This window comes from Methylobacterium longum (genome assembly GCF_022179385.1).
GTDB lineage: Bacteria > Pseudomonadota > Alphaproteobacteria > Rhizobiales > Beijerinckiaceae > Methylobacterium > Methylobacterium longum.
Genome location: NZ_BPQS01000001.1, coordinates 279,340 through 302,680 on the forward strand (window position 1 = coordinate 279,340; position 23,341 = coordinate 302,680).

General features: G+C 70.9%; 25 protein-coding genes. 13 read left to right on the plus strand and 12 right to left on the minus strand.

Going from position 1 to position 23,341, the window contains the following annotated elements; genetic code table 11:
* The first annotated feature begins 47 nt into the window (after nt 1-47).
* Nucleotides 48-1,469: an MFS transporter gene (locus MFF58_RS01240; protein WP_494337830.1), complete on the plus strand. Its 1,422-nt coding sequence runs from the start codon at nt 48-50 to the stop codon at nt 1,467-1,469.
* Between the two features lie 71 nt (nt 1,470-1,540).
* Here the strand turns inward: MFF58_RS01240 and MFF58_RS01245 are convergent, their stop codons facing one another.
* The gene (locus MFF58_RS01245) at nt 1,541-2,218 is read right to left on the minus strand and encodes an HD domain-containing protein (RefSeq protein ID WP_238284739.1); all 678 of its coding nucleotides are present in this window, start codon (nt 2,216-2,218) and stop codon (nt 1,541-1,543) included.
* Nucleotides 2,219-2,335: 117 nt separating this feature from the next.
* Here MFF58_RS01245 and MFF58_RS01250 point away from each other — a divergent pair, with 117 nt between their 5' ends.
* On the plus strand, nt 2,336-3,310 hold the full coding sequence (locus tag MFF58_RS01250) for a GlxA family transcriptional regulator (RefSeq protein WP_238284740.1): 975 nt from the start codon (nt 2,336-2,338) through the stop codon (nt 3,308-3,310).
* Between the two features lie 159 nt (nt 3,311-3,469).
* Entirely contained in the window at nt 3,470-4,504 is a 1,035-nt protein-coding gene (locus MFF58_RS01255) for a TerC family protein (RefSeq protein ID WP_238284741.1), read from the plus strand.
* A gap of 12 nt (nt 4,505-4,516) precedes the next feature.
* Here MFF58_RS01255 and MFF58_RS01260 read toward each other — a convergent pair whose 3' ends face one another.
* The 3 genes from MFF58_RS01260 to MFF58_RS01270 form a co-directional block, all read right to left on the minus strand.
* The gene (locus tag MFF58_RS01260; RefSeq protein ID WP_238284742.1) at nt 4,517-5,272 is read right to left on the minus strand and encodes an N-acetylmuramoyl-L-alanine amidase; all 756 of its coding nucleotides are present in this window, start codon (nt 5,270-5,272) and stop codon (nt 4,517-4,519) included.
* On the minus strand, nt 5,269-6,012 hold the full coding sequence (locus MFF58_RS01265; protein ID WP_238284743.1) for a TerB family tellurite resistance protein: 744 nt from the start codon (nt 6,010-6,012) through the stop codon (nt 5,269-5,271). The genes MFF58_RS01260 and MFF58_RS01265 overlap by 4 nt, the downstream gene beginning before the upstream one ends.
* A gap of 157 nt (nt 6,013-6,169) precedes the next feature.
* Nucleotides 6,170-6,439 (minus strand): YMGG-like glycine zipper-containing protein, encoded by a 270-nt coding sequence (locus MFF58_RS01270; RefSeq protein ID WP_007560631.1) that lies wholly within the window; start codon nt 6,437-6,439, stop codon nt 6,170-6,172.
* 240 nt (nt 6,440-6,679) lie between these two features.
* Here MFF58_RS01270 and MFF58_RS01275 point away from each other — a divergent pair, with 240 nt between their 5' ends.
* Together MFF58_RS01275 and MFF58_RS01280 are read left to right on the plus strand one after the other, a co-directional pair.
* Nucleotides 6,680-7,267 (plus strand): urease accessory protein UreE, encoded by a 588-nt coding sequence (locus tag MFF58_RS01275; RefSeq protein WP_238284869.1) that lies wholly within the window; start codon nt 6,680-6,682, stop codon nt 7,265-7,267.
* A gap of 344 nt (nt 7,268-7,611) precedes the next feature.
* Nucleotides 7,612-8,412: an outer membrane protein gene (locus tag MFF58_RS01280; protein ID WP_238284744.1), complete on the plus strand. Its 801-nt coding sequence runs from the start codon at nt 7,612-7,614 to the stop codon at nt 8,410-8,412.
* Nucleotides 8,413-8,544: 132 nt separating this feature from the next.
* Here the strand turns inward: MFF58_RS01280 and MFF58_RS01285 are convergent, their stop codons facing one another.
* Nucleotides 8,545-8,757, minus strand: a complete 213-nt coding sequence (locus tag MFF58_RS01285; protein ID WP_238284745.1) for a hypothetical protein — start codon at nt 8,755-8,757, stop codon at nt 8,545-8,547.
* A gap of 522 nt (nt 8,758-9,279) precedes the next feature.
* On the opposite strand from MFF58_RS01285, the gene MFF58_RS01290 reads away from it, so the two are divergent.
* Complete coding sequence (locus tag MFF58_RS01290; protein ID WP_238284746.1) at nt 9,280-10,155, plus strand: SDR family oxidoreductase; 876 nt, start codon at nt 9,280-9,282, stop codon at nt 10,153-10,155.
* Nucleotides 10,156-10,224: 69 nt separating this feature from the next.
* Here the strand turns inward: MFF58_RS01290 and MFF58_RS01295 are convergent, their stop codons facing one another.
* Nucleotides 10,225-11,829 carry a methyl-accepting chemotaxis protein gene (locus tag MFF58_RS01295; RefSeq protein ID WP_373323244.1) on the minus strand — a complete coding sequence of 535 codons (1,605 nt, stop codon included), beginning with the start codon at nt 11,827-11,829 and terminating at the stop codon, nt 10,225-10,227.
* A 1,087-nt stretch (nt 11,830-12,916) separates the two neighbouring features.
* Here MFF58_RS01295 and MFF58_RS01300 point away from each other — a divergent pair.
* Together MFF58_RS01300 and MFF58_RS01305 are read left to right on the plus strand one after the other, a co-directional pair.
* Entirely contained in the window at nt 12,917-13,141 is a 225-nt protein-coding gene (locus MFF58_RS01300) for a hypothetical protein (protein ID WP_238284748.1), read from the plus strand.
* Between the two features lie 288 nt (nt 13,142-13,429).
* Nucleotides 13,430-13,612, plus strand: a complete 183-nt coding sequence (locus tag MFF58_RS01305; protein WP_238284749.1) for a hypothetical protein — start codon at nt 13,430-13,432, stop codon at nt 13,610-13,612.
* Between the two features lie 89 nt (nt 13,613-13,701).
* Here MFF58_RS01305 and MFF58_RS01310 read toward each other — a convergent pair whose 3' ends face one another.
* Together MFF58_RS01310 and MFF58_RS01315 are read right to left on the minus strand one after the other, a co-directional pair.
* Nucleotides 13,702-14,034 (minus strand): hypothetical protein, encoded by a 333-nt coding sequence (locus MFF58_RS01310; RefSeq protein WP_238284750.1) that lies wholly within the window; start codon nt 14,032-14,034, stop codon nt 13,702-13,704.
* A gap of 254 nt (nt 14,035-14,288) precedes the next feature.
* Nucleotides 14,289-14,591 carry a hypothetical protein gene (locus MFF58_RS01315; protein WP_238284751.1) on the minus strand — a complete coding sequence of 101 codons (303 nt, stop codon included), beginning with the start codon at nt 14,589-14,591 and terminating at the stop codon, nt 14,289-14,291.
* 105 nt (nt 14,592-14,696) lie between these two features.
* Here MFF58_RS01315 and MFF58_RS01320 point away from each other — a divergent pair, with 105 nt between their 5' ends.
* On the plus strand, nt 14,697-14,855 hold the full coding sequence (locus tag MFF58_RS01320) for a hypothetical protein (protein WP_238284752.1): 159 nt from the start codon (nt 14,697-14,699) through the stop codon (nt 14,853-14,855).
* A gap of 335 nt (nt 14,856-15,190) precedes the next feature.
* Here the strand turns inward: MFF58_RS01320 and MFF58_RS01325 are convergent, their stop codons facing one another.
* Nucleotides 15,191-15,931 carry a BA14K family protein gene (locus MFF58_RS01325; RefSeq protein WP_238284881.1) on the minus strand — a complete coding sequence of 247 codons (741 nt, stop codon included), beginning with the start codon at nt 15,929-15,931 and terminating at the stop codon, nt 15,191-15,193.
* 867 nt (nt 15,932-16,798) lie between these two features.
* Here MFF58_RS01325 and motA point away from each other — a divergent pair.
* From motA to dusA, 3 genes are all read left to right on the plus strand, one after another.
* Entirely contained in the window at nt 16,799-17,662 is an 864-nt protein-coding gene (gene motA / locus MFF58_RS01330) for a flagellar motor stator protein MotA (RefSeq protein WP_238284753.1), read from the plus strand.
* A 22-nt stretch (nt 17,663-17,684) separates the two neighbouring features.
* Nucleotides 17,685-18,557, plus strand: a complete 873-nt coding sequence (locus MFF58_RS01335) for a flagellar motor protein MotB (RefSeq protein ID WP_238284754.1) — start codon at nt 17,685-17,687, stop codon at nt 18,555-18,557.
* A 798-nt stretch (nt 18,558-19,355) separates the two neighbouring features.
* On the plus strand, nt 19,356-20,375 hold the full coding sequence (gene dusA, locus MFF58_RS01340) for a tRNA dihydrouridine(20/20a) synthase DusA (protein ID WP_283206416.1): 1,020 nt from the start codon (nt 19,356-19,358) through the stop codon (nt 20,373-20,375).
* A 10-nt stretch (nt 20,376-20,385) separates the two neighbouring features.
* Here the strand turns inward: dusA and MFF58_RS01345 are convergent, their stop codons facing one another.
* Genes MFF58_RS01345 through cobS form a run of 3 tightly spaced genes read right to left on the minus strand, consistent with a single transcriptional unit; the run spans nt 20,386 to nt 22,164 of the window.
* Entirely contained in the window at nt 20,386-21,078 is a 693-nt protein-coding gene (locus MFF58_RS01345) for a retropepsin-like aspartic protease family protein (protein ID WP_238284755.1), read from the minus strand.
* Nucleotides 21,075-21,287, minus strand: a complete 213-nt coding sequence (locus tag MFF58_RS01350) for a DUF1289 domain-containing protein (protein ID WP_238284756.1) — start codon at nt 21,285-21,287, stop codon at nt 21,075-21,077. Before MFF58_RS01350 ends, MFF58_RS01345 begins: the two co-directional genes overlap by 4 nt.
* Before the next feature lie 52 nt (nt 21,288-21,339).
* On the minus strand, nt 21,340-22,164 hold the full coding sequence (cobS, locus tag MFF58_RS01355) for an adenosylcobinamide-GDP ribazoletransferase (protein ID WP_238284757.1): 825 nt from the start codon (nt 22,162-22,164) through the stop codon (nt 21,340-21,342).
* A gap of 118 nt (nt 22,165-22,282) precedes the next feature.
* Here cobS and cobT point away from each other — a divergent pair, with 118 nt between their 5' ends.
* Nucleotides 22,283-23,335 (plus strand): nicotinate-nucleotide--dimethylbenzimidazole phosphoribosyltransferase, encoded by a 1,053-nt coding sequence (cobT, locus tag MFF58_RS01360; protein WP_238284758.1) that lies wholly within the window; start codon nt 22,283-22,285, stop codon nt 23,333-23,335.
* Nucleotides 23,336-23,341 lie beyond the last annotated feature (6 nt).

Below are 23,341 nucleotides of genomic sequence, written 5' to 3' on the forward strand. Positions count from 1 at the left end.
AGACCCGCCTCAGCGACAGCGAGATCCGCTCCATCGTCTTCGGGTTGATGACCGCGATGCTGCTCGCGGCCCTCGACCAGACCATCGTGGCGACCGCCATGCCGACGATCGGTCTCGACCTCGGCGACGCCGCCAACCTCCCCTGGATCGTCACCGCCTACCTGCTGGCCTCCACGGCGGTGACCCCGCTCTACGGAAAGCTGAGCGACATCCACGGCCGGCGGATCATGCTGCTGATCGCCATCGCGACCTTCGTGGTCGGGTCGCTCGCCTGCGCGCTCGCCCCCACGATGGTGACGCTGGCGCTCGCCCGGGGCCTCCAGGGCATCGGCGGCGGCGGGCTGATCGCCCTCGCGCAGACCATCCTGGCCGACATCATGGCGCCCAAGGAGCGGGCGCGCTACCAAGTGGTGATCGCGGGCGTGTTCGTGGCCGCCTCGGTGGCGGGACCGCTGCTCGGGGGCTTCTTCGCCCAGCACCTGCACTGGTCGCTGATCTTCTGGATCAACCTGCCGGTCGGCATCCTGGCCTTCGCGCTGACCAACGCCAACCTCAAGCGCCTGCCGCGCCACGACCGCCAGCACCGGCTGGACTGGCCCGGGGCCGCCCTGATGGTCTCGGGCTCGATCGCCCTGCTGCTGGCCCTGAGCTGGGGCGGCGTGCGCTACCCGTGGAGTTCCGCGCCGGTCCTGGGCCTCCTCGCCCTGGCGGCGTTGCTGGGGGCCGGCTTCGCGGCGCGGCTCGCCACGGCGGCCGAGCCGCTGATCCCCACCGAGGTGCTCAGGAACCAAGTGGTCTACAGCGCGACGCTGGCCGCCTGCTTCGCCATGGGCACCTTCATCGGGCTGACCATCTACGTGCCGATCTTCCTCGAAGGGGTGATCGGCCTCTCGGCGAGCGAGTCCGGCGTGGCGCTCGTGCCGCTGATGATCGGGACCGTCACGGGCGCCACCCTGTCGGGCCGGTCGATGATCCATTTCCGGCACTACAAGCGCGTGCCGCTGGCGATGATGAGCGTCAGCCTCGCCTGCTGCACCGTGATCGCCTGGCAGGGTCGGGCCCTGCCCTTCTGGCTGATGGAGCTGCTGTTCGCGCTGCTCTCGATGGGGATCGGGACGATCCTGCCGCTCTCCACCATCGCGATCCAGAACGCGGTGGCGCGGCCCCAGCTCGGGATCGCCACCGCCTCGATGAACTTCTTCCGGTCCCTCGGGGGGGCGCTGATCGTGGCGGCCTTCGGCACAATCGTGCTCGGCGGCGCAGCGGATGGCACGGGGGGTCACGACGTGGAGAGCCTGATCCGTGGCGCCGACCCGGCGCAGCTCGCCCTGACCTTCCGGTACGTGTTCGCGGCTGCCTGCCTGGGACTCCTGGCGGCCTTCGCATTCCTGGCGCTCATGGAGGAGCGCCCGCTCGGCGAGCGCAGTTCGCCCCGGATGGACGGCGGGACCCCGGACAAGCCGGCCTGAGGGTCACGGCCAGCCGATCCGCCGCGAGGGCCAGGAGTTCCAGTCCAGGGGAGCTTGGCCCCCGATGCGCCTCAGCCGTGCTGGCCGCAGCCGCAGCCCGGCTCATGCGCGCCGCCGGCCCAGCGCGAGGCTCGGATCACGCTGCAGAAGTTCTCCCGGCGGAAGCCCGGCTCCCTGTCGGCGATGACGTCGGCCTTCACGTTGCCGAAGGTGGTGCCCGGCTTGTGCCGGACGCCGTCGTAGAAGGCCTGGATGATATCCTCCTTGAAATCCGGCGTGCGGGGGAAGGCGGAGACGACCGCCTCGCGCTCGGCGGCCGAATACCGGCCGTAGGTCAGGCCGAGCACGTCCATCTCGACGCCGGCCGTGACCAGCGCCACCACCGGATGCATGTGGACCGGGATGCCGGGCGTGGTGTGGAGCGCGATGGCCGTCCAGACGATGTCGACATCCGCCACCGGCACGCCGTGCGCCGTCAGGAAGGCGCGGGCGGCGTCGGCGCCGTCCACCTCGAAGCGCTCCTCCGCGCTGCTGTGGTCCGGCATCAGGCCGAGGTCGTGGAACATGGCGCCCGCATAGAGCAGCTCGCGGTCGAAGGTCAGGCCGCGGTGCAGACCGGCCAGCGCGCCGAACTGATAGACGCGGCTCGAATGGTTGAAGAGCAGCGCGGTCTCGGTATCGCGGACGAATTCGGTGATCGCGCGGGCGAGCGAGCTGTCTGGAACGGCGACATCGGCGGGGAGGGGCATCGTGAAGCTCCTTGGCAATAACTGCCCTTCCGGGCTACGAGGCGCCCGGCCCGTCATTAATCGCCGTGTCACGACGATTTCTGCCAACATGCCGGCAACCCCGGCCACGGAGCCCGCATGGCCTCCCGATCAGTCGCGGTCCTCGCCCTGCCCGATGTCCAGCTCCTGGACGTGGCCGGCCCCCTCGACGTCTTCGCCGAGGCGAATGCGCAGAACGGCCAGGGCGGCCAGGGCGCCTACAGCTTGACGCTCGTCGGGACGGAGCCGGGCCCGATCACCACCTCCTCGGGCCGGCGCCTGATCGCCGATGTCGTGGCTCCCGGGGAGGCGGATGCGGATTTCGACACGCTCCTCGTCGCCGGCGCCCCCCGAATCCACGAGGCGGTGATCGGGGCCGACCTGCTCGCGTGGCTCAGCCGAACGGCGGCCCGGTGCCGGCGCTACGGCTCGGTCTGCAGCGGCGCCTTTTTGCTGGGGCAGGCCGGCCTCCTCGACGGCCGGCGGGTCACGACCCACTGGGCGGTGGCGGAGCAACTTGCCGCGCGCTACCCCGCGGCCCGGGTGGAGCCCGACGCGATCTGCCTGTTCGACGGGCCGCTCCGCACCGCGGCCGGCGTGACCGCGGGGCTCGACCTCGCGCTGGCCCTCGTGGAGGAGGATCTCGGCGCCGAGGTCGCCCGCCGGGTGGCGGCCCAGCTCGTCATGTTCTTCAAGCGCGGCGGCGGCCAGATGCAGTTCAGCCGCCGGGGCGTCAGCGCGCCCGCCGGTCGCTCGGCCCTGCAGGAGGTTCAGCGATGGGTCGCCGCCCATCCGGCCGAGGACCACGCCGTCGAGCGTCTCGCCGCCCGGACCGGGATGAGCCCCCGCCACTTCGCCCGCGTGTTCCGGGCCGAGACAGGGCTGACCCCGGCCGCCTATGTCGAGACCGTCCGGATCGAGGCGGTGCGGCACCTCCTGGAGACCGGAGCCGGCGCGCTGAAGCAGGTCGCAAGCGCCTGCGGGTTCCGGGACGCCGACACGCTCCGGCGCGCCTTCGAGCGACGGGTCGGCACGACGCCGGCGGAGTACCGGCGCCGGCACGCAGGCGGCTGAGATCCGCCCCGCCCGGGGCACCGCAGCCCTGCCCTTGATTCGCCCGGATCACCCCTTACCTCGGGGCCATCGGCTGCGGGCCCCTCTGGCGGGCGCTCCTCAGCGCCCGTGATGTCGGAGCCGATGCTTTCCTTCTGGAATCAGCATCAGGTCCCGCGCATGATGGACGTTCTCACCGTCGAATGGCTCGGCAAGCCGTTGTGGATGTGGCTCGGGTTCCACGTCCTGATCGCCTGCCTGCTCGCCTTCGATCTGGGCCTGCTCCATCGCGACAAGAACCACGAGATCGGCGTCCGGGAGAGCCTGGCTCTCACCGGCTTCTACCTGTCCCTCGGCCTCGCCTTCGGTGGCTGGGTCTGGTGGTACCTCGGACCTCAGGCCGGAGAAGAGTACGTCACCGGCCTCGTGGTCGAGAAGTCGCTGTCGATGGACAACGTCTTCGTCATCGCGATGATCCTCACGGCGCTCGGCATTCCCCGCGCCGCCCAGCACCGGGTCCTGCTCTGGGGCATCCTGGCGGCGGTCCTGCTGCGCGGCCTCATGATCGGGCTCGGGGCCGCCCTGGTGCATCAGGTGCACTGGGTGCTCTCGCTCTTCGCCGCCTTCCTGATCTACGCGGGCCTTAAGATCCTGCTCTCCGGCCACGAAGACGAGGGCGATTTCCAGAACAGCGCCGTGGTGCGCTGGTTCAAGACGACTTTCCGAGTCACGCCCGACCTGCACGGCCAGCGTTTCACCGTGCGCAAGACCGATTCGAAGACCGGCCGCGTCGCCCTGTACTTCACGCCGCTGGCGCTGGCCCTCGTGCTGGTGAACGGCGCCGACGTGATCTTCGCCGTTGACAGCGTGCCGGCGATCTTCGCGATCACCACCGACACGTTCGTGGTCTACACCTCCAACATCTTCGCGATCCTCGGCCTGCGCGCCCTCTACTTCGCGCTCGCCGCCATGGTCGATCGCTTCGCCTACCTCAAGACGGCGCTCGCCTTCATCCTGATCTTCATCGGCACCAAGATCGTGGTCGCCGACACGTTCGGGCTCGTGGTCGTCCCGCCGTGGGTGTCGCTGGTCGTCACCCTGACCCTGCTGGCGGCCGGCGTCGCCTACAGCCTGTGGCGGACCCGCACCGACGAATCCGCCGCGGCGCTTCCGGAACCCGGGCACCCGCACGAGGCCCGGGCCCACCGGGCCTGACCGGGCGAGCCCTCAGGCCGCCGGCAAGGCCGCGATCAGGTCGCGCAGCGTGGTGATGGTCGAGGCGTCGGCCACGCCGTCGACCCGTGCCTGCCGGAAGTGCCGCTGGAAGGCCGTCACCACGGCGTGGGTCCGGGCGTCGAACACGCCCTGGACCGGCAGGTCGTATCCGTAGAGGGTGAACATCGCCTGCAGAGCCTCCACGGGCTGGCCGGAATCGCCCTGCGCGAAGAAGCGGCCGTCGCGCAGGGGGACCGGCGGCACCCAGTGCCCCACGCCGGCCGCCGCGAGCCGCGCCCACGGGAAGGTCTCGCCCGGATCCTCCTTGCGCTCGGGCGCCACGTCGGAATGGGCCAGCACGCGCGCGGGGGGGATCGGCCAGCGGCCGAGGATGTCCCGCGCCAGCGCGGTCACCGCGGCGACCTGCGCCTCCGGATAGGGCGGCAGCCCGCCGGCATGGCCCGGATGGACGATCTCGATCCCGATCGAGCGCGAATTGACGTCGGCCTCACCCTTCCAGGCGCCCGCGCCCGCGTGCCAGGCCCGGCGGGCCTCCGGCACCATCTGGACGATGCCGCCATCCTCGAACACGAGGTAGTGGGCCGAGACCTCGCTCAGCGGGTCGCGCAGGCGGGCCAGGGCGGAAGCCCCGCTCTCCATGCCGGTGTAGTGCAGGATCATCATGTCGACGGGCCCGGCCCGGCGTGCGCCGTGGTTCGGCGAGGGCGCGACGCGTCGGGCGAGGGGGCTGTCGGCGACGAGGCTCACCGCAGCCCGCGCTCCAGCGCGATCCGGTCGTAGGCCGCGTTGATCGCGGCGAGCCGCCGCGTGGCGATGGCCACCGCCTCCGTGGGCAGGCCCCGGGCGAGGGCGCGGTCCGGGTGGTGCTCGGCGACCAGCGCACGGTGGCGCGCCTTCACGGCGGCGTCGTCCGCCTCGCGGTCCAGCCCGAGGACGCCGTAGGGATCGTCCGGCAGCCGAACGTGCCGGGCGGCGATGCGCCGGAACGCGGCCTCGTCGAAGCCGAAGATGCCCGAGACGGCGCGGAGGTAGCGCTCCTCGGCCTCGTGGAGCGCCCCGTCGGCCCCCGCGATCTGGAAGAGCCCGTCGAGCACGTCCTCGAGGAGCGCCGGCTCCTCGCCGAAGGTCGTGGCGAGCTGGTGCGCGTAGGCCTCGAAGCCGTTCGTTGTCTTCTTGGCGAGATCGAACAGCCGCTCGACGCCCGGCCACGCGGCGGGCTCGACCTGGACGACCCGGCCGAACGCCTCGACCTCGGAGGGCAGGACCACGCCGTCGGATTTGGCCATCTTGGCGGCGAGCGCCACGAGCCCGGTGGTGAACACGACGTCCCGGGGGGTCCGGCCGAAGGGCGCGCCGATCCGATCGAGCAGGAAATGGCCCGCGACGCCGCCGACGAGCGCCCCGAGCGGACCGCCGATCGCGAGGCCGAGACCGGCCCCGCCGATCTTGCCCCAGACGCCCTGAGCCTTGGTGACCGGGGCCGTCATGGGTCGGCCGAGCCCGGCGCAAATCGTCGACTCGCTGCGGTCATCGTGGGCGGCGTGCATCCGGCACCGGGGACGCGCCCGGCCAAGCGCCGGGATACCCGCTCCTCACGCCGCGAGGAAGGGGCCGGGACGCGCCCGGCCCCGCCTCAACCGCGGCTCAGCGGCAATAGATGTTGCCGTAGGCGTCGCGGTAGGTCCCGTAGGGGCAGCGCGGCGCGGTCGAGGCGCCCACGATCGCACCCCCGGCGCCGCCGATGGCGGCACCCGCCAGGGCGCCACCCGCGCGGCCCGTAGCCGCGGCGCCGATCGCCGCGCCGGTCAGAGCGCCGAGGCCCGCACCGCCCAGAGCCCGGTCTTCCGGGGTGTTGCAGGCGCCGAGCGAGAGGGCAGCGATGGTGGCGAGGGCGGCGGCCGTCAGCTTCTTCATGGGTCTCAGAACTCCCTTGTGCATCCCGTCCGGCCGGTGGCCGTGACCACGGCGGATCGCGCCGAGCTTAGCAAGAAGGCAATCGCGACCATACGGCTAAGGTTCCATCGCTCGCGCCCGGAGTTGCGCCGGGTTCCCGTCTCGCCCTATGCCACCGGCGAGAGGCGGCGCGCCGCGAGGCGCCGCCGCGGCACCATGTCCGAGGGTTCCATGTCCGTGGGTTCCATGTCCGAGGGTACCATGCCGACCGCCACCACGATCGTCCGCCGGGCCGCCGTGCGCGCCGACCGCGTCGCCGACACCGTGAGCCTCGACCACGCGGCCCGGAGCGCCGCCGCGGGATCCCTGGTCGCCGCGGGCGGCCTCGCCTTCGCGGTGGCGCTCACCAAGGCCGCGACCCTCGAGGACGGCGACGCCCTGCGCCTCGACGACGGCCGGCTCGTGACGGTGCGGGCGGCGGCGGAGGACCTTCTGGAGGTGCGCGCCGAGAACCCGGCCCGCCTGATGCGGCTGGCCTGGCAGCTCGGGGGCAGCCACGTGCCGGCCGAGATCGCCGCGGACGCGCTCTACGTCCCGGCGAACCCCGCCACGGCGGAGCTGATCCGCGGGCAGGGCTGCCTCGCGACTCCGGTCTCCCGCGCCTTCCGCCCCGAGCACGCCGCCCACGACCACAGCACCTGCGGGCACGATCACGGGCATCACGACGATCACGATCACGGCCATCATGGGCACGATCACGGTCACGCGCATGGCCACGAACATCCCGCGCACGACCACGCGCACGACCCGGGTCATGTGCATGGGCCCGGCTGCCGCCACGACCATTAGCGACCGAACCTTCGGAGCGGACTCCGCCCCGAAACGTCGACCAAGCCAGATCCCGATGCGGCGCCCGATCGACACCCGATCGGGCGCCGCTTCCGTTTCGCGCCACGCCGCACGACCGGCACACGATCCCCGATCCGCCCGCACACAGCAGACTCGCCCAGATCGAAACACGTCCAAAATTGAAATCTATCGTCAATCCCTATTCTAATTTTGTAATTATACCAAATATACGACGAAGTTATTGAGCAAATATGCTTTGACTTATCTGTTGCAACGCGGCAACAGACGATCGAATGAGATGGATCTATGCCGGTTCCGGGAACTTGATCTTGGAACCGACCGACATGAAGCACGTCATCCCGTCCGTGGCCGCCCTCGCAGCCCTGATCACGGCCGCCTCGGCCGCAGATCTGCCTCGCCGTGCGCTACCGCCGGCACCGATACCGTTGCCGGTCTTCACTTGGACGGGGATTTACTTCGGAATCAACGCCGGATACATCAGTTCGACCCGAGACCGTGTCAACACGGCCGGCTCATACCGGGGGAGCAACGGCGCCCAGACCGGTTCGTACACGAGCACGTTCACGCAGCACCGGAACGGCTTCACCGGCGGCGGAAAGGTCGGATACAATCACCAGTTCACGCCAGGCTCGGGCTTCGTCGTGGGTGCCGAGGCCGATATGGGCTATACGGATCTGCGCCGCACCTCGCGCTTCGACTTCGTCGGCGCGAACACCTACCGCCAGTCGGGCGACTTCCTCGGAACAGTGCGCGGGCGCGTCGGCTACGCCGTCGACCGCACGCTCTTCTACGGCACCGGCGGCTTCGCCTATGCGGGCGACACGTACCGCGCCGCCGTGTCCCAGACGGCCGCCGGACCCGCCTATTTCGGCAGCCGGGCGCGGCTCGATACCGGCTACGCCGTCGGCGGCGGCGTCGAGTATGCGCTTCCCACCGAGTCCGTCCTGAACGTCTTCCACGCCAGCGCGGTGACGGTGAAGGGCGAGGCCCTCTACTACGATCTCGGCAGCCGCACGATCCCGGTCCTGCCCGTGAGGGGCGGCGCCAGTATCTTTGCCACGCGCTTCCAGAACGAGGGCGTGCTCGGCCGCGTAGGCGTGAACTACAAGTTCGGCAGCTACTGAGCGCCCGCCCGTCGCCTTCGGCTGGCCATCCCCAGCCCGATCAGACTGGTCGTCCCGTCGAAGGCTGCCCCAGGAGACCTCTCCTGGGGCGTTCTACGTTCACGCGGCCGGACCGCGTCGTCGGGCGCCGCTTCAGAGCCTCTTCGGCACCGGCCGCCGGCAGAAGGCCCGCGCGTCCTCGCTGGACAGGGCGCCCTGCACCGCGAGACACTGGTCGAGGGTCAGCCCGATGCTGGCCGCGTAGGGCTCATTGGACGACATCGCCTCGCGGGCGAGGCCGGCCAGGTAGAGCAGGAAGGCACCGGCCGCCAGCACCAGGACCAGGAGAACGGCCCGGCTCACCATCGCGTCCGGCCGCCCGGCATCGCCACGGCCCTGTCCAGATCCACCCGCTGACACGCCGCCTTGCGCGGGTCGCGTGCTCCGCCGCGGGTCAAACCCGATGCGAGCCCCGTCGCGGGACCTGATGGGACCCGGTCCGCCCCTTGGTCCGCCCCCCACGCGGCGCGTCTCGGCCACCCGCGCCCGTAATCGCCTACAGCAGGCCCCAGAGGCCCGTGGCCACGCCGAAGGTGAGCGACAGCATGGACGCGGCCACCAGGGCACGGTCGAGCAGGCGGGCGGCCCGGTCCTCCGGCTGACGTTCGATCATGGCGGCCCCTCCCTTTCCCGCGAGACAGCCCGCGCGACAGCCTGCGAGACTGCGCGAGGCCTGTTGCTGTCTCATGTCGACGCGCGGCCGCGGCACAGGTTCCGGCCGCGGCGCCCGATCGTTGGACGGGGGCGACCGCATTGGGCGCGGCGAGGCCGGGCCGGAACACCCCGGATGCCCCGCGGTTGGACCGGACATCCCATCGGAGACCACGCGTGACCACGAATCCGCTGCAGAAATATCCCCGCCCGCCGTTCGAGGCGCAGCCGCAGAGCTTCCCCGGCAAGACCGGCCGGATGGGGCCTGAACCGGATCACGGCGAGGACAGCTACGCCGGCTCGGGCAAGCTCACCGGACAGGCCGCGCTGATCACCGGCGGCGACAGCGGCATCGGCCGCGCGGTGGCGATCGCCTTCGCCCGGGAAGGCGCGGACGTCGCCATCTCCTACCTGCCGGAGGAGCAGGCGGATGCCGAGGCGGTGCGCGGCTGGATCGAGAAGGCGGGCCGGCGCGCGCTGCTCCTGCCGGGGGACCTGAAGGATCCCGCCTACGGACGCCAGATCGTCGCCCGCACCGTGGAGACCTTCGGCCGCCTCGATGTGCTCGTGAACAACGGCGCGTTCCAGCAGCCGAACCAGGACCTCGCGACGATCGACGACACCCTCTTCGAGGATCATTTCCGCACGAACGTGTTCGGGCCCTTCTACGTGACCAAGGCGGCTGTCGCCCATCTGAAGCCCGGCGCCTCGGTGATCTTCACCTCCTCGGTGAATTCCAAGCACCCGATGCCGTCGCTGATGGCCTACAGCGCCACCAAGGGCGCCCTGAGCAACATGGTGCTGAGCCTCGCCCAGCTGCTCGCCGAGAAGGGCGTGCGCGTGAACGGCGTGCTGCCCGGCCCGATCTGGACGCCGTTCATCCCGTCGGGGATGAGCCAGGATTCGGTCAAGTCGTTCGGCAGCCAGGTGCCGTTCGGCCGCCCCGGCCAGCCGGCGGAACTGGCCTCCGCCTACGTGATGCTGGCCTCCGAGGAGAGCAGTTACACGTCGGGCGCCCTCGTCACCGTGGCGGGCGCGATGCCGGTGTTCTGATCGGCCGAGCGCCCGTCGAACCCGGGCGCCCCGGCGGTCGGGGAACCGCCCGGGTTCGCCGCCCGCCGGTCAGGCGGCGCGCATATCGGCGAGGAAGCGCACCACCTCGGCCCGCAGCGCCTCGGCGCTGCGGCTCACACCGCTGGCGGCCGCGCCCACATCCTCCGCGACCCGGCGCGTCTCGTCGGCCGCCGTCGAGGCGGTGATCACGGTGTCGCTCACCGCATCCGTCCCCCGGGACGCCTCCTCGATGTTGCGCGAGATGTCGTCCGTAGCGGCGCGCTGCTGCTCCACCGCCGCCGCGATCGCGCTGGAGATCGCGTTCATCGTGCCGACCGTCCGGCCGATGGACTGAACCGCCCCCACCGCCACCGTCGTCTCGCTCTGGATCGCGCCGATCTGCGCGGTGATCTCCTCGGTCGCCTTCGCGGTCTGCCCGGCCAACCCCTTCACCTCGGCCGCCACCACCGCGAAGCCGCGGCCGGCTTCCCCGGCACGGGCCGCCTCGATGGTGGCGTTCAGCGCCAGGAGATTGGTCTGCTCGGCGATCGCAGAGATGAGCCGCACCACGTCGCCGATCTTCTCCGCCGCCCCGGCCAGGCCCCGGATCTGATGGTCGGTACGCTGGGCCTCCGTGACCGCTTGACCGGCAATCTCCGCCGACTTGATCGCCTGACCGCCGATCTCCGCGATCGAGGCGGTCAGTTCCTCGGTGGCGGCCGCCACCGTCTGCACGTTGGCCGACGCCTGCTGGACCGAGTCCGCGGCCGAGCCCGCCTGCTGGGCGGTCTCCACGGCCTTGTCCGACATTGCCCGGCAGGCCTGCTGCATTCCGGCGGCCGCGCCGACGACCTGCTGCAGGAGCGTGTTCGCGCTCTGGTCGAAGCTGCGCGTCAGGTCCTCCATCCAGCGGGCGCGTTCCTCGCGCCTGGTCTGCTCGGCCAGCTGCTCGACGGTCAGCGCCTGCTCCTTGAGCATGCTGTCGCGGAAGATCCCGGCCGCCGCGGCCATCCGCCCGATCTCGTCGTGCCGGCCGATTCCCGGGATCGCGAAGGTCAAGTCGCCACCGGCGAGGCGGCGCAGGGCCGCCGTGAAGGCGGCCAGGGGCTTGGTGATGCTCCGGACGAGCAAGATGCCGCCCGCGACGATCGCCAGGCAGAGCGGGACCAGCCAGACCAGTCTCGCCAGCATCTGCGCACGGCCCATCGCGTGAATGTCGTCCACGTAGAGGGCGGAGGACACGATCCATTGCCAGGGCTCGTAGGCCAGCGAGTAGGCGACCTTGGGCGCGGGCTCGGTCTCGCCGAGCCGCGGCCAGTTATACGCGGTGAAGCCGCCGCCCCGTCGGCCGCTCTCGATCATGCGCCCGACGAAGGTCTTCATCATCGCCACGTCGTCGCGGCTCTTGGTACCCTCGATCTTCGGGTCCGGGTGGACGATGTTGCGCCCGATGTCGCCCGGGGTCGCCCCGTAGACGAAGACGTAGTTGCCGCCGTTATAGCGGATCGCCCGCAGAGCCTCGCCGGCCTTCCGCTTCGCCTCGTCCTGCGAGATCATCCCGGCCTCGGCCTGCTTGCCGAAGGCGACGACGATGCTGTGCGCAGCCTCGACCTGGGAGCGGATCGACGTCTTGCGGCCCTCCATCATCAGATCCGTGCTGGAAAACACCTCCATTCCCAGGACAAACGTGAAAGCAAGCAAGATACCCGCGACAAGAAAAAATATCTTTGATCGTATAGTCAGGAATGAGTATTTTATCGCTTCCGTCCGCTCGTGAAGTTCGGTTCCTCGTCTCGAGAAGAATTTCGCGATCATCGGCCTAGTTCCAACTTGATGACCTTCTTTAGACTCATTCAAGCTGCCCGACAACACGTTCGTGCGAAGAAGCACGGCAGACCTCTTTCGCACGTGAACTCAAATCCGTACAATCGACTTACACATTTGGCCCTCATTGACTTGGATTGGCCGACAATCGGCCAATCCACGCCTGACATGATACCAATCCAACCGCGAAAGACCGTAGCCTCGCAGGTCTCGCCCGTTGTGCCGTGCGCGGCTTCTGTGAACCCCGGACCGCGCTTCCGTTCGCGAGCGGACGGGGTCGAACGCGAGAGGCGTCGATCAACGGTCCGCCCGATGCCGCACCCGGCACGTGCGCCCGGCCTCGCCCCGTCGGGTCGCCGCGTCTCGGGCGACGCCGGGAGCGGGACGCCGGATTGGACGGCCCGGGCGGCAGGTCGAACACCCTCGGACGGCGCAGCGGGCGCTCACCGCCGGGCCCAAAGTCTTACCGGCCTCCCGGCCGACCGGGCGGTCGCACCCGCCGGCCCGCATCCGAACGGATGGCCGGAGGATCCGGCATTCGGCGGGATCATCCCGGCAAAGGTCGGACGGTCGGAGCGCCGTTCGGGACGTCGATGCCGGCCAAAGCCCGGGCGACGGACCGGCTTTCACGGGCGCCTCGCAATCGTCGCATCGATGTCGGGATGAAAGCGGTCCCCGGCGCGTTTACATCCTGAGAACGAGACCACCTCAGCCCCGCCGGCACCGCCGCGCGGGGCCTTTTCTTGACCTCGGCACGCCCGGTCCCCGTGGATCCGGCTCTCCGCGCCTCAGGCCCGGATGCGGCAGAGCCCGTCCGGCTCGCCGGCGCGAACCCTCCCGTGGCGCGTCGCGGGCACCTCCTCTTCACCATGCCGGATGGACGGGTGGGCCAAAGGGGCGCGGCATCCGTTCGAGGCGCATGGATACAGCGCCGCGGATGCCGAAGGACTGCATGGTTTCCAGCGGAGAGGCTCTGGCGGCCCTCCCGACTGCGGTCTTCGTGGAGCGGTGGCGCATCATCACGGGCGAACCACCGGCCGTCCTGCTGAGCTCACGGGCCGCGATGCTGGCGCTGCTCGTCGACAGCGTGCCCCTGCCGCCGCTCCTGCCGCCGGTCCCGACCTGGGATAGGCTTGCGCCCGGCGACCGCACGGACCGCTGACCGGCGCCCAGCTTCGTCCCGCTCGGGGCACCGGGTAACGGACCGGCTCATCACCGCTGAGATCGCGCGCCCCGCGGGCGGATGGGTCGGGGCCGCGCGGCGGCGCGCAGATGCGGCGGACGACCCGCGCCCTGATGACGGGTCGCGCGGTCGAGGACGTCACGCTGAGAACGTCCCCGGTCGTGGGGCGTGACTCAATCGCTCAGGCGCCGGTCAGGAACGCCGACCACGGGTCCCGGTTGGTCAGGTCATACCGGCATCAGCCGGCTCCCGTGATTTGAGAGTACCATGACCCATCGCAGCGTACAGTCCGCCCTGCTCGCCCTCGCCCTCGTCGCCGGCAGCGCCGGCATGGCCATGGCGCAGAGCACGCCCAACGGCAACACGTCCACGTCCGGCGCCCCGGCCGGCGACAGCAGCACCGGGAACGGCGCCACCGGCAGCGGCGCGGCGCCCAGCGGCAAAAACTGAGCTCTGCCCTCGCCGAAGTCGCCCGCCCGGTCTGCCGGCGCGGGCTTCTTCACGGACCGCCCTACCCGGCGCGGTGCCGCCGGTCGCGCTCAGCAGCTGAGACGACGGCCCTCGGCCATGCCGACCTTCCGGTAGTGGAACAGGCCGGATTTGACCGCTCCGCTGATGACGGCCCGGCGCACATCGGGATTGCAGCGCAGGTACTCCTGCTCGTCGAAGGCGTAGTCGCCCCGCTGGCCACGCGAGCCTCGGTCATAGTCGCGATCGTAATCGCGGCGGTCGCGGTCGCCGTAGCCCCGATCACGGGAGCCGTACTCGCCGCGGTCGTAGCCGTAATCGCGCCCGCCATAGGGTTGTGCCAGTGCCGGAGCGACTCCGCTCAGCAGCGCAAGGCCCAGCACGGTCGCTGACATCACTTTCATATCACATTCCTCTTCGTCGAGAGCAGGAAACGCGTTCGGCGCCAAGTGGTTCGACGGGGTGTGCTCTACGCGAAACCTTGCGCCCCGCCCAACCGTCCGCTCACCTGCATGCCTGCCCGCGGCACCTCCTGCGGCCGCCGCCCCCGCCCGAGCCCTTGAGGGGCCGCTTGCGTGCGTTCACCCGGCAGAAGCGCGTAGGTCTGGCCGGATGTCCGCGGCCGGCCGAGGCTGGTTGGCTGGCGTGCGCCGAGGCCTCAGCGCGTCACCGCCTCGATGTCGTCCTCGTAGATCGAGTCCGGCTGGCAGGCGTGCCAGTCCTTCTTCTCGTCGGCCTGACCCTTGCGGCCCCAGCAGTAGCCGGCCTGGGCCAAGCGCCCGCTCAGCCGGTCGCGAAGCCGGCACTGCTCCCTGATGACGGCGGGATCCCCGGATCCCTCGCAGGCCTGGACGGCCTTCGCCTCCGCCGCCAGCAGCTCTGGAACGGTCGGCCGTTGCTGTTGGGCCTGCGCGCCACCGGCAGCGACGACGAGGGCGAGGGCGAGGGCGGTCGTGCGCATCCCGGCACGATAGCGGGCGGAACGGCGCTGTCGAGTTCGATTGTCCCGTCGGCCGGGAACGCCACGGATCGTGGAACGTAGCCCTGAGGAATGGAGGCGCACATCATGGACCAAGCGGACACCCCGATGCCGGGGGAGGATCCCGGCGCACTGATCGAGGATCCCTCCCGCCTCGATGAGATCGAGCCATCGCCCAAGCCGGAGACCTCCGTGCCGGAGGAGGACGACCCCGCGGTGAAGGATACCGAGGTTCAGCCGACCTGACGGGCCGGCCGGACCGCAGAGGGCGGGGCGGTCCTGAGACCGGGCCCACCCGCGGCTGCTCGGTGGCCCGGCAGACACCTGTCCGGCCCCATCGATCGACCGGACCGTCGTGGCGCGGCTGATGCCGGTCGGAACGGCTGGCCCAGGGGGGCTGGTGAGACCGGATGCCTCCCCCACCGAGCGGATCGTCCCGCGAGCAGGTCGTGTCGGCGGGGGAGATCTCGATCAAGCCCTTGTCGTCCCGGCCATGACGGCGTGCGGCTGACCGGAACGGCTCGGAGGCCCCAGCATCTCTGCCCGGGGCCCCCGTCCTGGACCAGAACGTGGCGCCGGCGTTACGGGCAGTTGTGCCGGCGCCCATCGTTGCCGAGGTAGGTGCCGGTGCGCTGATCGTACGAGCGGAAGCGCTGGATGCAGTAGCTGACCGAACCGTCCGACGTGACCTCCGTCCCGGTCGTGCCGGCATCTGGTCCGTAACCGGCCGGCGCGTAGCCGGACCCGTAGCCGGCGGGCGCGTAGCCATACCCGGCCGGCCCGTAGTCGCCGCCGTAATAGTCGTCCCCGAAGGCGCCGTAGCCGTAGCCCAGCCCTGCGCCGGCGAGCCCGAGGCCGACACCCAGCCCCAGACCGCCGTAGCCGTAACCGCGGCGGAAGCCGCGTCCCGCGAAGCCCCGATGGCCCACGAAGCCGGCGTTGCGGAAGCCCTGATTGCCGGCGATGCCCCGGCCGGCCAACCCCGCGCCTGCCACACCGACACCGCCGACGCGCGTGCCGCCGACGCCGAGACCGCCCCCGATCCCCCGCCCGGCAAGACCGCCGCGGAATCCGCCGGCCGTAAGCCCGTTGCCGCGGACGCCACCGGCAGCACCTAGGGCGCCACCCCGGAAGCCGCCCCCGAGAGCGCCGCCACGGAAGCCGCCACCCACGCCACCTCCGTGGAAGCCGCCCCCGAAGCCGCCGCCGCGGAAGCCGCCACCGCCGAAGCCACCGCCGCCGAAGCCCCGGGCATCGGCCGCGGCCGGGATCAGCGCCAGACCGCCGATGATCGTCGCGGCCGTCAGTATTGCTCGGTTCATCACGTCCTGTCCCTTCTCAGAAAAGTCTCTGATGAGACAACACGACGGCGGCCGAGTTGGTCCTGCTTCACTCTGTCCGGGCGCGGCCGGACGCTCCTGGGATCGAGGATCGATGCGGCAGAGCCCACGTCCCTGGGTCTCCCGTCAGGGTGACGCCTCACCTCCGCCGCGGTGACGGCACGCAGCGGCACGGGGCGCCCTGCGGCGACGCGCCGATCGTCGGCCCCACCGTCCAGTCCCGACATCCGATCTTAGCCAACAGACTCGACGCCACCTGGCCGGCGTGGGCGACCGGACGCGCCCGCGTCATGATCGCGGTTGGACGGGAGAGGGGGTGCGCGATCCGACGATGTCGTGATCTTTCGCCGGAGCGAAGACCCTCGCCTGGGCGAGGGCGCCGGACGCATGGCGCGCCCGCTGTCGCGCCCTCACCCCTTTTGCGACCCCCGCACGGGCCGGAGGTCCGGGTTACGCGGTGGACCCGGTGATCTCCGGTGACGACGACCGGGCCGTGATACCCGTCGGCCCATCGTCCCGCGCGCCCGACGATAATCCCCACCTCGCCCCAAATGGTAACGTGTGGGGCGGAGCCGGTACAGCAAAGCTGTCCCGCAAGGGATCCGAGGCCGGGAGGCAGCGCGACGGGGTTCAGCACGGGAGCGACGACGAGGGGCCGGCGAGCCGGAAGAACCAGATGAGCGCTCCGGGTTTCTGCCGGTCCGTCCTCCTGCGGCAATCATCGGAGCAGACGCCGTCGACGCGCCCCGGCCGCGACTCTCAACTCGCCGTTAACCTTATTTAGTGATTTGCCAGTTCATTGGTAGCTTCGCGCGGGCTGTACCTGCCGCCGCGGAAGGATAGCAGATTATGCGGCTGATCGTCGGCACATTGATCGTCTTCGCCTGCGTCTTCGGCAGCTACGCGGCGATGGGTGGCCACCTGGAAGTTCTTTGGCAGCCGTTCGAGTTCGTCATCATCCTCGGTGCAGCGATCGGTGCCTTCATCATCGGCAACACCGGGCCGGTGCTCAAGGCCGTGCCCGCCATGTTGGCCACGCTGGTGAAGGGCCCCAAATACAACCAGCAATCTTATGTCGAACTGCTGGGGATGCAGTACTCATTGTTCAAGCTTGCGAAGCAGAAGGGTCTGATGGCGATCGAGCCGCACATCGAAGATCCGGGCCAGTCGACGCTGTTCAACGCCTTCCCGACCTTTGCGGCGAACCATCACGCGGTTGAGTTCGTCTGCGACTATATGCGGATGGTGACGCTGGGCGCCAACAATGTCCACGAGATCGACGCTCTCATGGATGAGGAACTGGAGACGCACCACCAGGAGCGGGAGCGTGTCGTCTCGGCCATGCAGTTGCTGGCCGACGGAACGCCGGCGCTCGGCATCGTCGCCGCCGTGCTTGGCGTGATCAAGACGATGGGGGCGATCAAAGAGCCGCCGGAGGTGCTGGGGCATCTGATCGGCGGCGCGCTCGTCGGCACCTTCTTCGGCGTCTTCGTCGCCTATGGCTTCTTCGGGCCCATGGCGCAGTCGCTCAAGAGCCTCTTCGAGGCAGAGTCCAAATACTACCTTTCACTCAAGGCGGGTCTCCTCGCCCACATCGGCGGCCAGCCGCCGGTGATGGCGGTCGAATTTGCCCGCAAATCCCTGATGAGCGACGTCCGCCCGACCTTCAACGAAGTGGAAGCGGCAACCGCCGCCCTGCCCGCCCAGCTCTGATCCAGCCACCAGCAGAAACTCGATGACCAAGCCCGTCCAGCCGATCATCATCAAGAGGGTCAAGAAGGCCGCTCATGGACACCACGGCGGGGCCTGGAAGATCGCCTATGCGGATTTCGTGACCGCCATGATGGCGTTCTTCCTGCTGATGTGGCTGATCAGCATGACGACGCAGGAGCAGAAGGTCGGTTTGGCGGAATACTTCGCGCCGGCGGCTTTGAGCCCCGCAACCAGCGGCGCCGGCGGGATATTGTACGGCACCGCCCTCGACACGTCGGGCAACAAGGCGTCCACGCCCCGCGACGCGGCGAGGGGCGCTGCCGAGCAGGAGAACAAGGTGCGCCCGACCAGCCCGGGCCGCGCCAGCGATGTCGATGCCAGCCGCCCGGTGGCCGACGTGCAGGCCGACTACAGCGCCATAGCCAGCCTCCGGCAGGCGCTGCAGAAGATGCCCGACATTGCCGAGTTGTCGCGCAACATCGTGATCGAGCAGACCAAGGAGGGCGTGAACGTCTCCCTCGTGGACGAGGACGGCCGCTCCATGTTCCGCGAGGGCTCTGTCGACCCCTACGACCGCACCCGTCGCGTGCTGGAGGCGCTCGCGCCCGCCCTGCGCCGGCTGCCCAACCGGCTGTCCATAACCGGCTACACGGCCGCCGCGCGCCCGGGCTCTGCGCGGGTCGACGAACCCTGGACCCTCACCGCCGGGCGTGCGCTCGCCGTGCGCGAGATCCTCGGGGGTGCCGGTGTTCCCAAAGACAACTTCGCCTCCGTGGTGGGGCGCGCCGACACCGAGCCGGTTTTCCCCGACAATCCCTACCTCGCGCCGAACCGACGGGTGACGATCACCCTGCTCAACGCGAGCCCGCCAGTGCCGCCGAACCTTTTTCGCTGACGAGGCGGTGCCTCGCCGCCGGGGACCACAACGGCCCAATCGCCGTCGACGCCGCCCATCATCGTGGCGCGTCAGGCGCTGTGCGCAGGACCGCAAGCCGCCTCGTCGCTCCTGGCGCGCGTGGTTGAGGCGGAGCGGGCAGCCTACGGACGGGCCAAGCGTGTCCGCGCCGCGCCGCGCCGAGGCGGCCGGATCACGACGCGGCGACGCAAGCTGGTATCGCCAGCGCGCCGCACCTGGATGCATCAGGCCGCCGGACTCAGAGCCTTCGAGAAGGGCTCGGACCGGCGTGACCGGTTCAGCTCCGAATGTCGTCTTGCCCTGCTGCAAGAGTACCCTGCGGCAAGAGCAACAGGGCCTGCGTGTCGTACCCGCAGCCTGCCGGGTTATGAGCCTCGCCGACATGGGATGCGGAACTCACCATCTTGGCATTCGGCCGGCCTCGGCGTGGCCTCTCTGATCCCGACGCGGCGAGCGTCGGATCCTCGGGTTTCGCTTGGCCGAGGGTGCCGGGCGCGTGGCGTTCCTTCCCCCGCGTCCGGATCCAGGCCGCGGCCGCAGCGCGCCGGTCGAAGGTCCGGGTCTCGCGATGAATCGTCCCGTCCCTTTTGACGACGATCGAGGCGTGATACCCCGTCGATCCGTTTTGCCGCGCGCGTTCGACGATGGTCCCCCTCGCGCGCGCGCGCAACGGTACAGCAGGAAGCGGAGCCGGTACGGCGTTGCTGTACTTCCATCAATCCGAGGCCCGTTGAGTTCACCGAGGCCCGACGAGGTACAGCACGAGAGCGACGGCAAGTGACTGGCGGACCGAAAGAACCTGAGAACCTCAAGGGGTGGCGCTTCTCCGTCGCCCCGATGATGGACTGGACGGATCGGCACTGCCGAGCCTTTCATCGCGCCCTCTCGGCCCGCACCCGGCTGTACACCGAGATGGTGACCACGGGCGCGGTGCTGCATGGCCCGCGCGAACGCCTGCTCGGCTTCTCGGAGGTGGAGCACCCGGTGGCGGTCCAGCTCGGCGGGTCCGATCCGGCGGAGCTGGCCCAGGCCGCGCGGATCGCCGCCGCATTCGGCTACGATGAGGTCAACCTGAACGTCGGCTGCCCCTCGGATCGCGTGCAGGAGGGGCGCTTCGGCGCCTGCCTGATGCGCGAGCCGGCGCTGGTGGGCGACTGCGTGGCTGCCATGAAGGCGGCCGTCTCCGTGCCGGTGACGGTGAAGTGCCGGATCGGCGTCGATGACCAGGATCCCGAGGCGGCGCTGGACGCCCTCGCCGACGCGGTCGTGGCCGCGGGCGTCGACGGGCTGATCGTCCACGCCCGCAAGGCTTGGCTCCAGGGCTTGTCACCCAAGGAGAACCGCGACGTGCCGCCCCTCGATTACGGCCGGGCGGAAAGGTTGAAGCGGCGGCACCCGGGGCTGCCAGTCTCGGTCAACGGTGGGTTGCGCGATTTGGATGCCGTGCGGGCGCGGCTCGCCGGGGTGGACGGCGCGATGGTCGGCCGCGCCGCCTATAGCGAACCGGCGCTGCTCCTCGACGTGGATCCCGTGCTGTTCGGCGTGCCTGCGCCCGCCTCCGACGCCTTCGCGGCGGTGGCGGCGTTCGAGCCCTACGTGGCGGCCGTCCTCGCCCGGGGCGAGCGCCTGCACGCGGTCACCCGGCACATGCTCGGGCTGTTCAACGGCCGGCCCGGCGCCCGGGCCTATCGGCGCCACCTCTCGACGCACGGGATGGGACTGGATGCCGACCTCGCGACTCTGCATGCCGCGGTGGCGCTGGTCTCCCGCGCGGCGCCCGAGGCCCGGGCCGCCTGAGGTGCCAGCCTCAGGGGCGCCGCAGGATCAGGCGGTCGCCCCGGACCTCGTAGCCTGAGAGCCGCGTCAGGAAGGTCTGGCCGAGGAGGTTCGCGGAGAGCGCCCCGGGCTTGGCCACCATGGCGTTCACCCGGCGCTCGGTGATCGTGCCGACAGCGAGCGAATCGAGCTGGATCGGCGCCGCGTAGGTGATGCCGTTGGCGGTGGAGACGCGGGCGGTGAACGCGGACGGTGCCGGCGTGAGACCGAGGGTGGCGGCGTTCTCGGCGGTCAGCACCACGCTGCTTGCCCCGGTATCGAACAGGAAGGGCTGCACTCGGCCGTTGACCTCGGCCTCCACCCGGAAGTCGCCGTCCGCCCGCCGGGTGATAGTAACGGACCCGTCTCCGTCCGAGGTGGCTGTCCCGGGCCGCAGGTCACCGAGCACGCGGGCGCTCACGCCTTGGATCCGGTCCCGGTAGGTGTAGCCGATCACCAGCGTGAGGCCGATCAGCGCCCAGGCCAGGAGCGCCTGCAGGTTCGCGCCGAGCCGGGCCGTGAAGGACCGCCAGAACCCGGCCACCACCAGGAGCAGGATCGTGCCGGTCCAGGCGAGGTTGGCCAGCTGATCGGGCTCGATCACGCCGCCGATGCTGTCGCTGCCGTCGCTGAGGATCAGAGCGACGAGGACGAGGGCGATCGCGGCGAGCCCGAGATAGATCATGACGGCAGCGGTTCTTCGAGTGGCATGAGGCCGGCCTCGCGCATCCGGGCATCCAGCCCGGCCATGAGGGTGCGGCGCTGCGCCTCCGAGAGCGAGCCCCAGGCGGCGATCTCGTCTCGGGTCCGCCCGCAGCCGCAACACAGGCCGGTCGCCGCGTCGAGCACGCAGACCTTGGTACAGGGTGAGGAGGGCTTCGGAACGGGCGACATCGAAAAACCTTGGCCGGGGGATCGTGGCCGGGTCATGGCCTGGGACGCGTCCTCAACTCGCCACCGCCGCCACCAGGGCCAGCAGGGCGGCGATGTCGGCGACTTGCTGGCAGGCGCCGATCACATCCCCGGTCTGCCCGCCGATCTTCGCGCGCGCCAGCCAAGTCAGGACCAGCGCGGCGAGGCCCGCCCACAGGATCATCAGCGCGACGCCACCGAAGGGGAGGCCGAGGGGCAGGGCCGCCAGCGCCAGCGCCAGACCGAGGGCGCAGGCCGTGGCGAGGCTCGCCCGGTTCGGACGGCCCACCGCGGCGGACAGGCCACCCGGCCGCGCCGGCGGCAGCAGCACCATCGGCGCGAGGGCGGCGACCCGCGACAGCGCCGCGGCCAGGATCAGGCCGGTCAGGGCCGCGTAGCCGGTCCGGTCGAGGAGCGTCGCCAGGGCGCCGATCCGCAGGGCCAGCGCCAGCACCAGGGCCACGCCCCCGTAAGTGCCGATCCGGCTGTCGCGCATGATCTCCAGGCGGCGCTCCCGGGTCGCGCCGCCGCCGAAACCGTCCGCCACATCGGCGAGCCCGTCCTCGTGGAGCGCCCCGGTGGCCACCAACAGGGCCGCGACGGCGAGCGTCGCGGCCAGGAACGGTCCCAGGCCGATACGCCAGCCGCCTGCCAGCACCAGCGCGGCCGGGAGGGCCAGGATCAGGCCGGCCAGCGGCAGCATCCGCGGCAGGGTGGTGAAGTCGGGGCTGCGGTGCGGGTCCGGCTCGCCGGGCAGTTGCGGCACCGGCAGGCGGGAGTAGAAGCGCAGGCACCCGGCGAGGTCGTAGAGGGCGCCGCGCCCGGGCCAGTCGGCCTCCCCGCCGGTCTGCCTGTCCATCGCGGTCTCTCGCATCCGCCCGCCACCGCACATCGGTGGAGCGAGCCGGTGCAGTATAGTCGCTCCGATCCGGCCCCGTCTCCCCGACTGCGGGCGCCCACAGGAAATCATCGCCGCCATGACAGACCCGGTGACCGCCCCGATGACCCCTCCCGAACCCAGCCCCTTCGACGACATCCGCAACCTGCTGAAGGCGATGCCGGGTCCCGACGCGGAGGCGAAGGCGGCGGTCGCCGCCCGGGACGCCACCCTGACGAAGCCCGCCGGCTCCCTAGGGCGACTGGAAAGCCTCGTGACGTGGCTGGCGGCGTGGCAGGGCAAGGCGCCGCCGAGCTTCGACCGGCCGCTGGTCTGCGTCTTCGCCGGCAGCCACGGCGTCACGCGCCGCGGCGTCTCGGCCTTCCCGGACGCGGTCAACCGGCAGATGCTCGACAATTTCGCCGCCGGCGGCGGGGCGATCAATCAGATCTGCGCGGCCTACGGCCTCGGCTTCAAGGTGTTCGACCTCGCCCTCGACATGCCCACCGGCGACATCGCGGACGGGCCGGCCCTCGACGAGCGGGCCACCGTCGCGACCATGGCGTTCGGCATGGAGGCGGTGGCCGCCGGCACCGACTGCCTGGGCATCGGCGAGATGGGCATCGGCAACACCACGGTGGCGGCCGCCCTCTACGCCGCCCTGTTCGGCGGCGAGGCCGCCCAGTGGGTCGGGCGCGGCACCGGCGTGGACCGGGACGGCCTGTCCCGGAAGGTCGCGGCCGTGGAGGCGGCGCTCGCTCACCATGCCGGGCATCTCGACGACCCGCTCCAGGTGCTGGCACGCCTCGGAGGCCGGGAGATCGCCGCCATGGCGGGGGCGATCCTGGCGGCCCGGCTGCAGCGCATCCCGGTGGTGATCGACGGCTACGTGGCGACCGCCGCGGCCGCCGTGCTGCACGCCGCCGATCCGAGCGCCCTCGACCATTGCCTGGCCGGCCACGTCTCGGCGGAGGGCGTCCACGCGGAGGTGCTGGAGCGGCTCGGCCTCGTGCCGCTGCTGGCGCTCGGCATGCGCCTCGGCGAGGCCTCGGGCGCCGGGATGGCGATGGGCCTGCTCAAGGGCGCGCTCGCCTGCCACACCGGCATGGCGACCTTCGCGCAGGCCGGCGTGTCCGAGAAGGGCGCGGGCTAGAGCGGC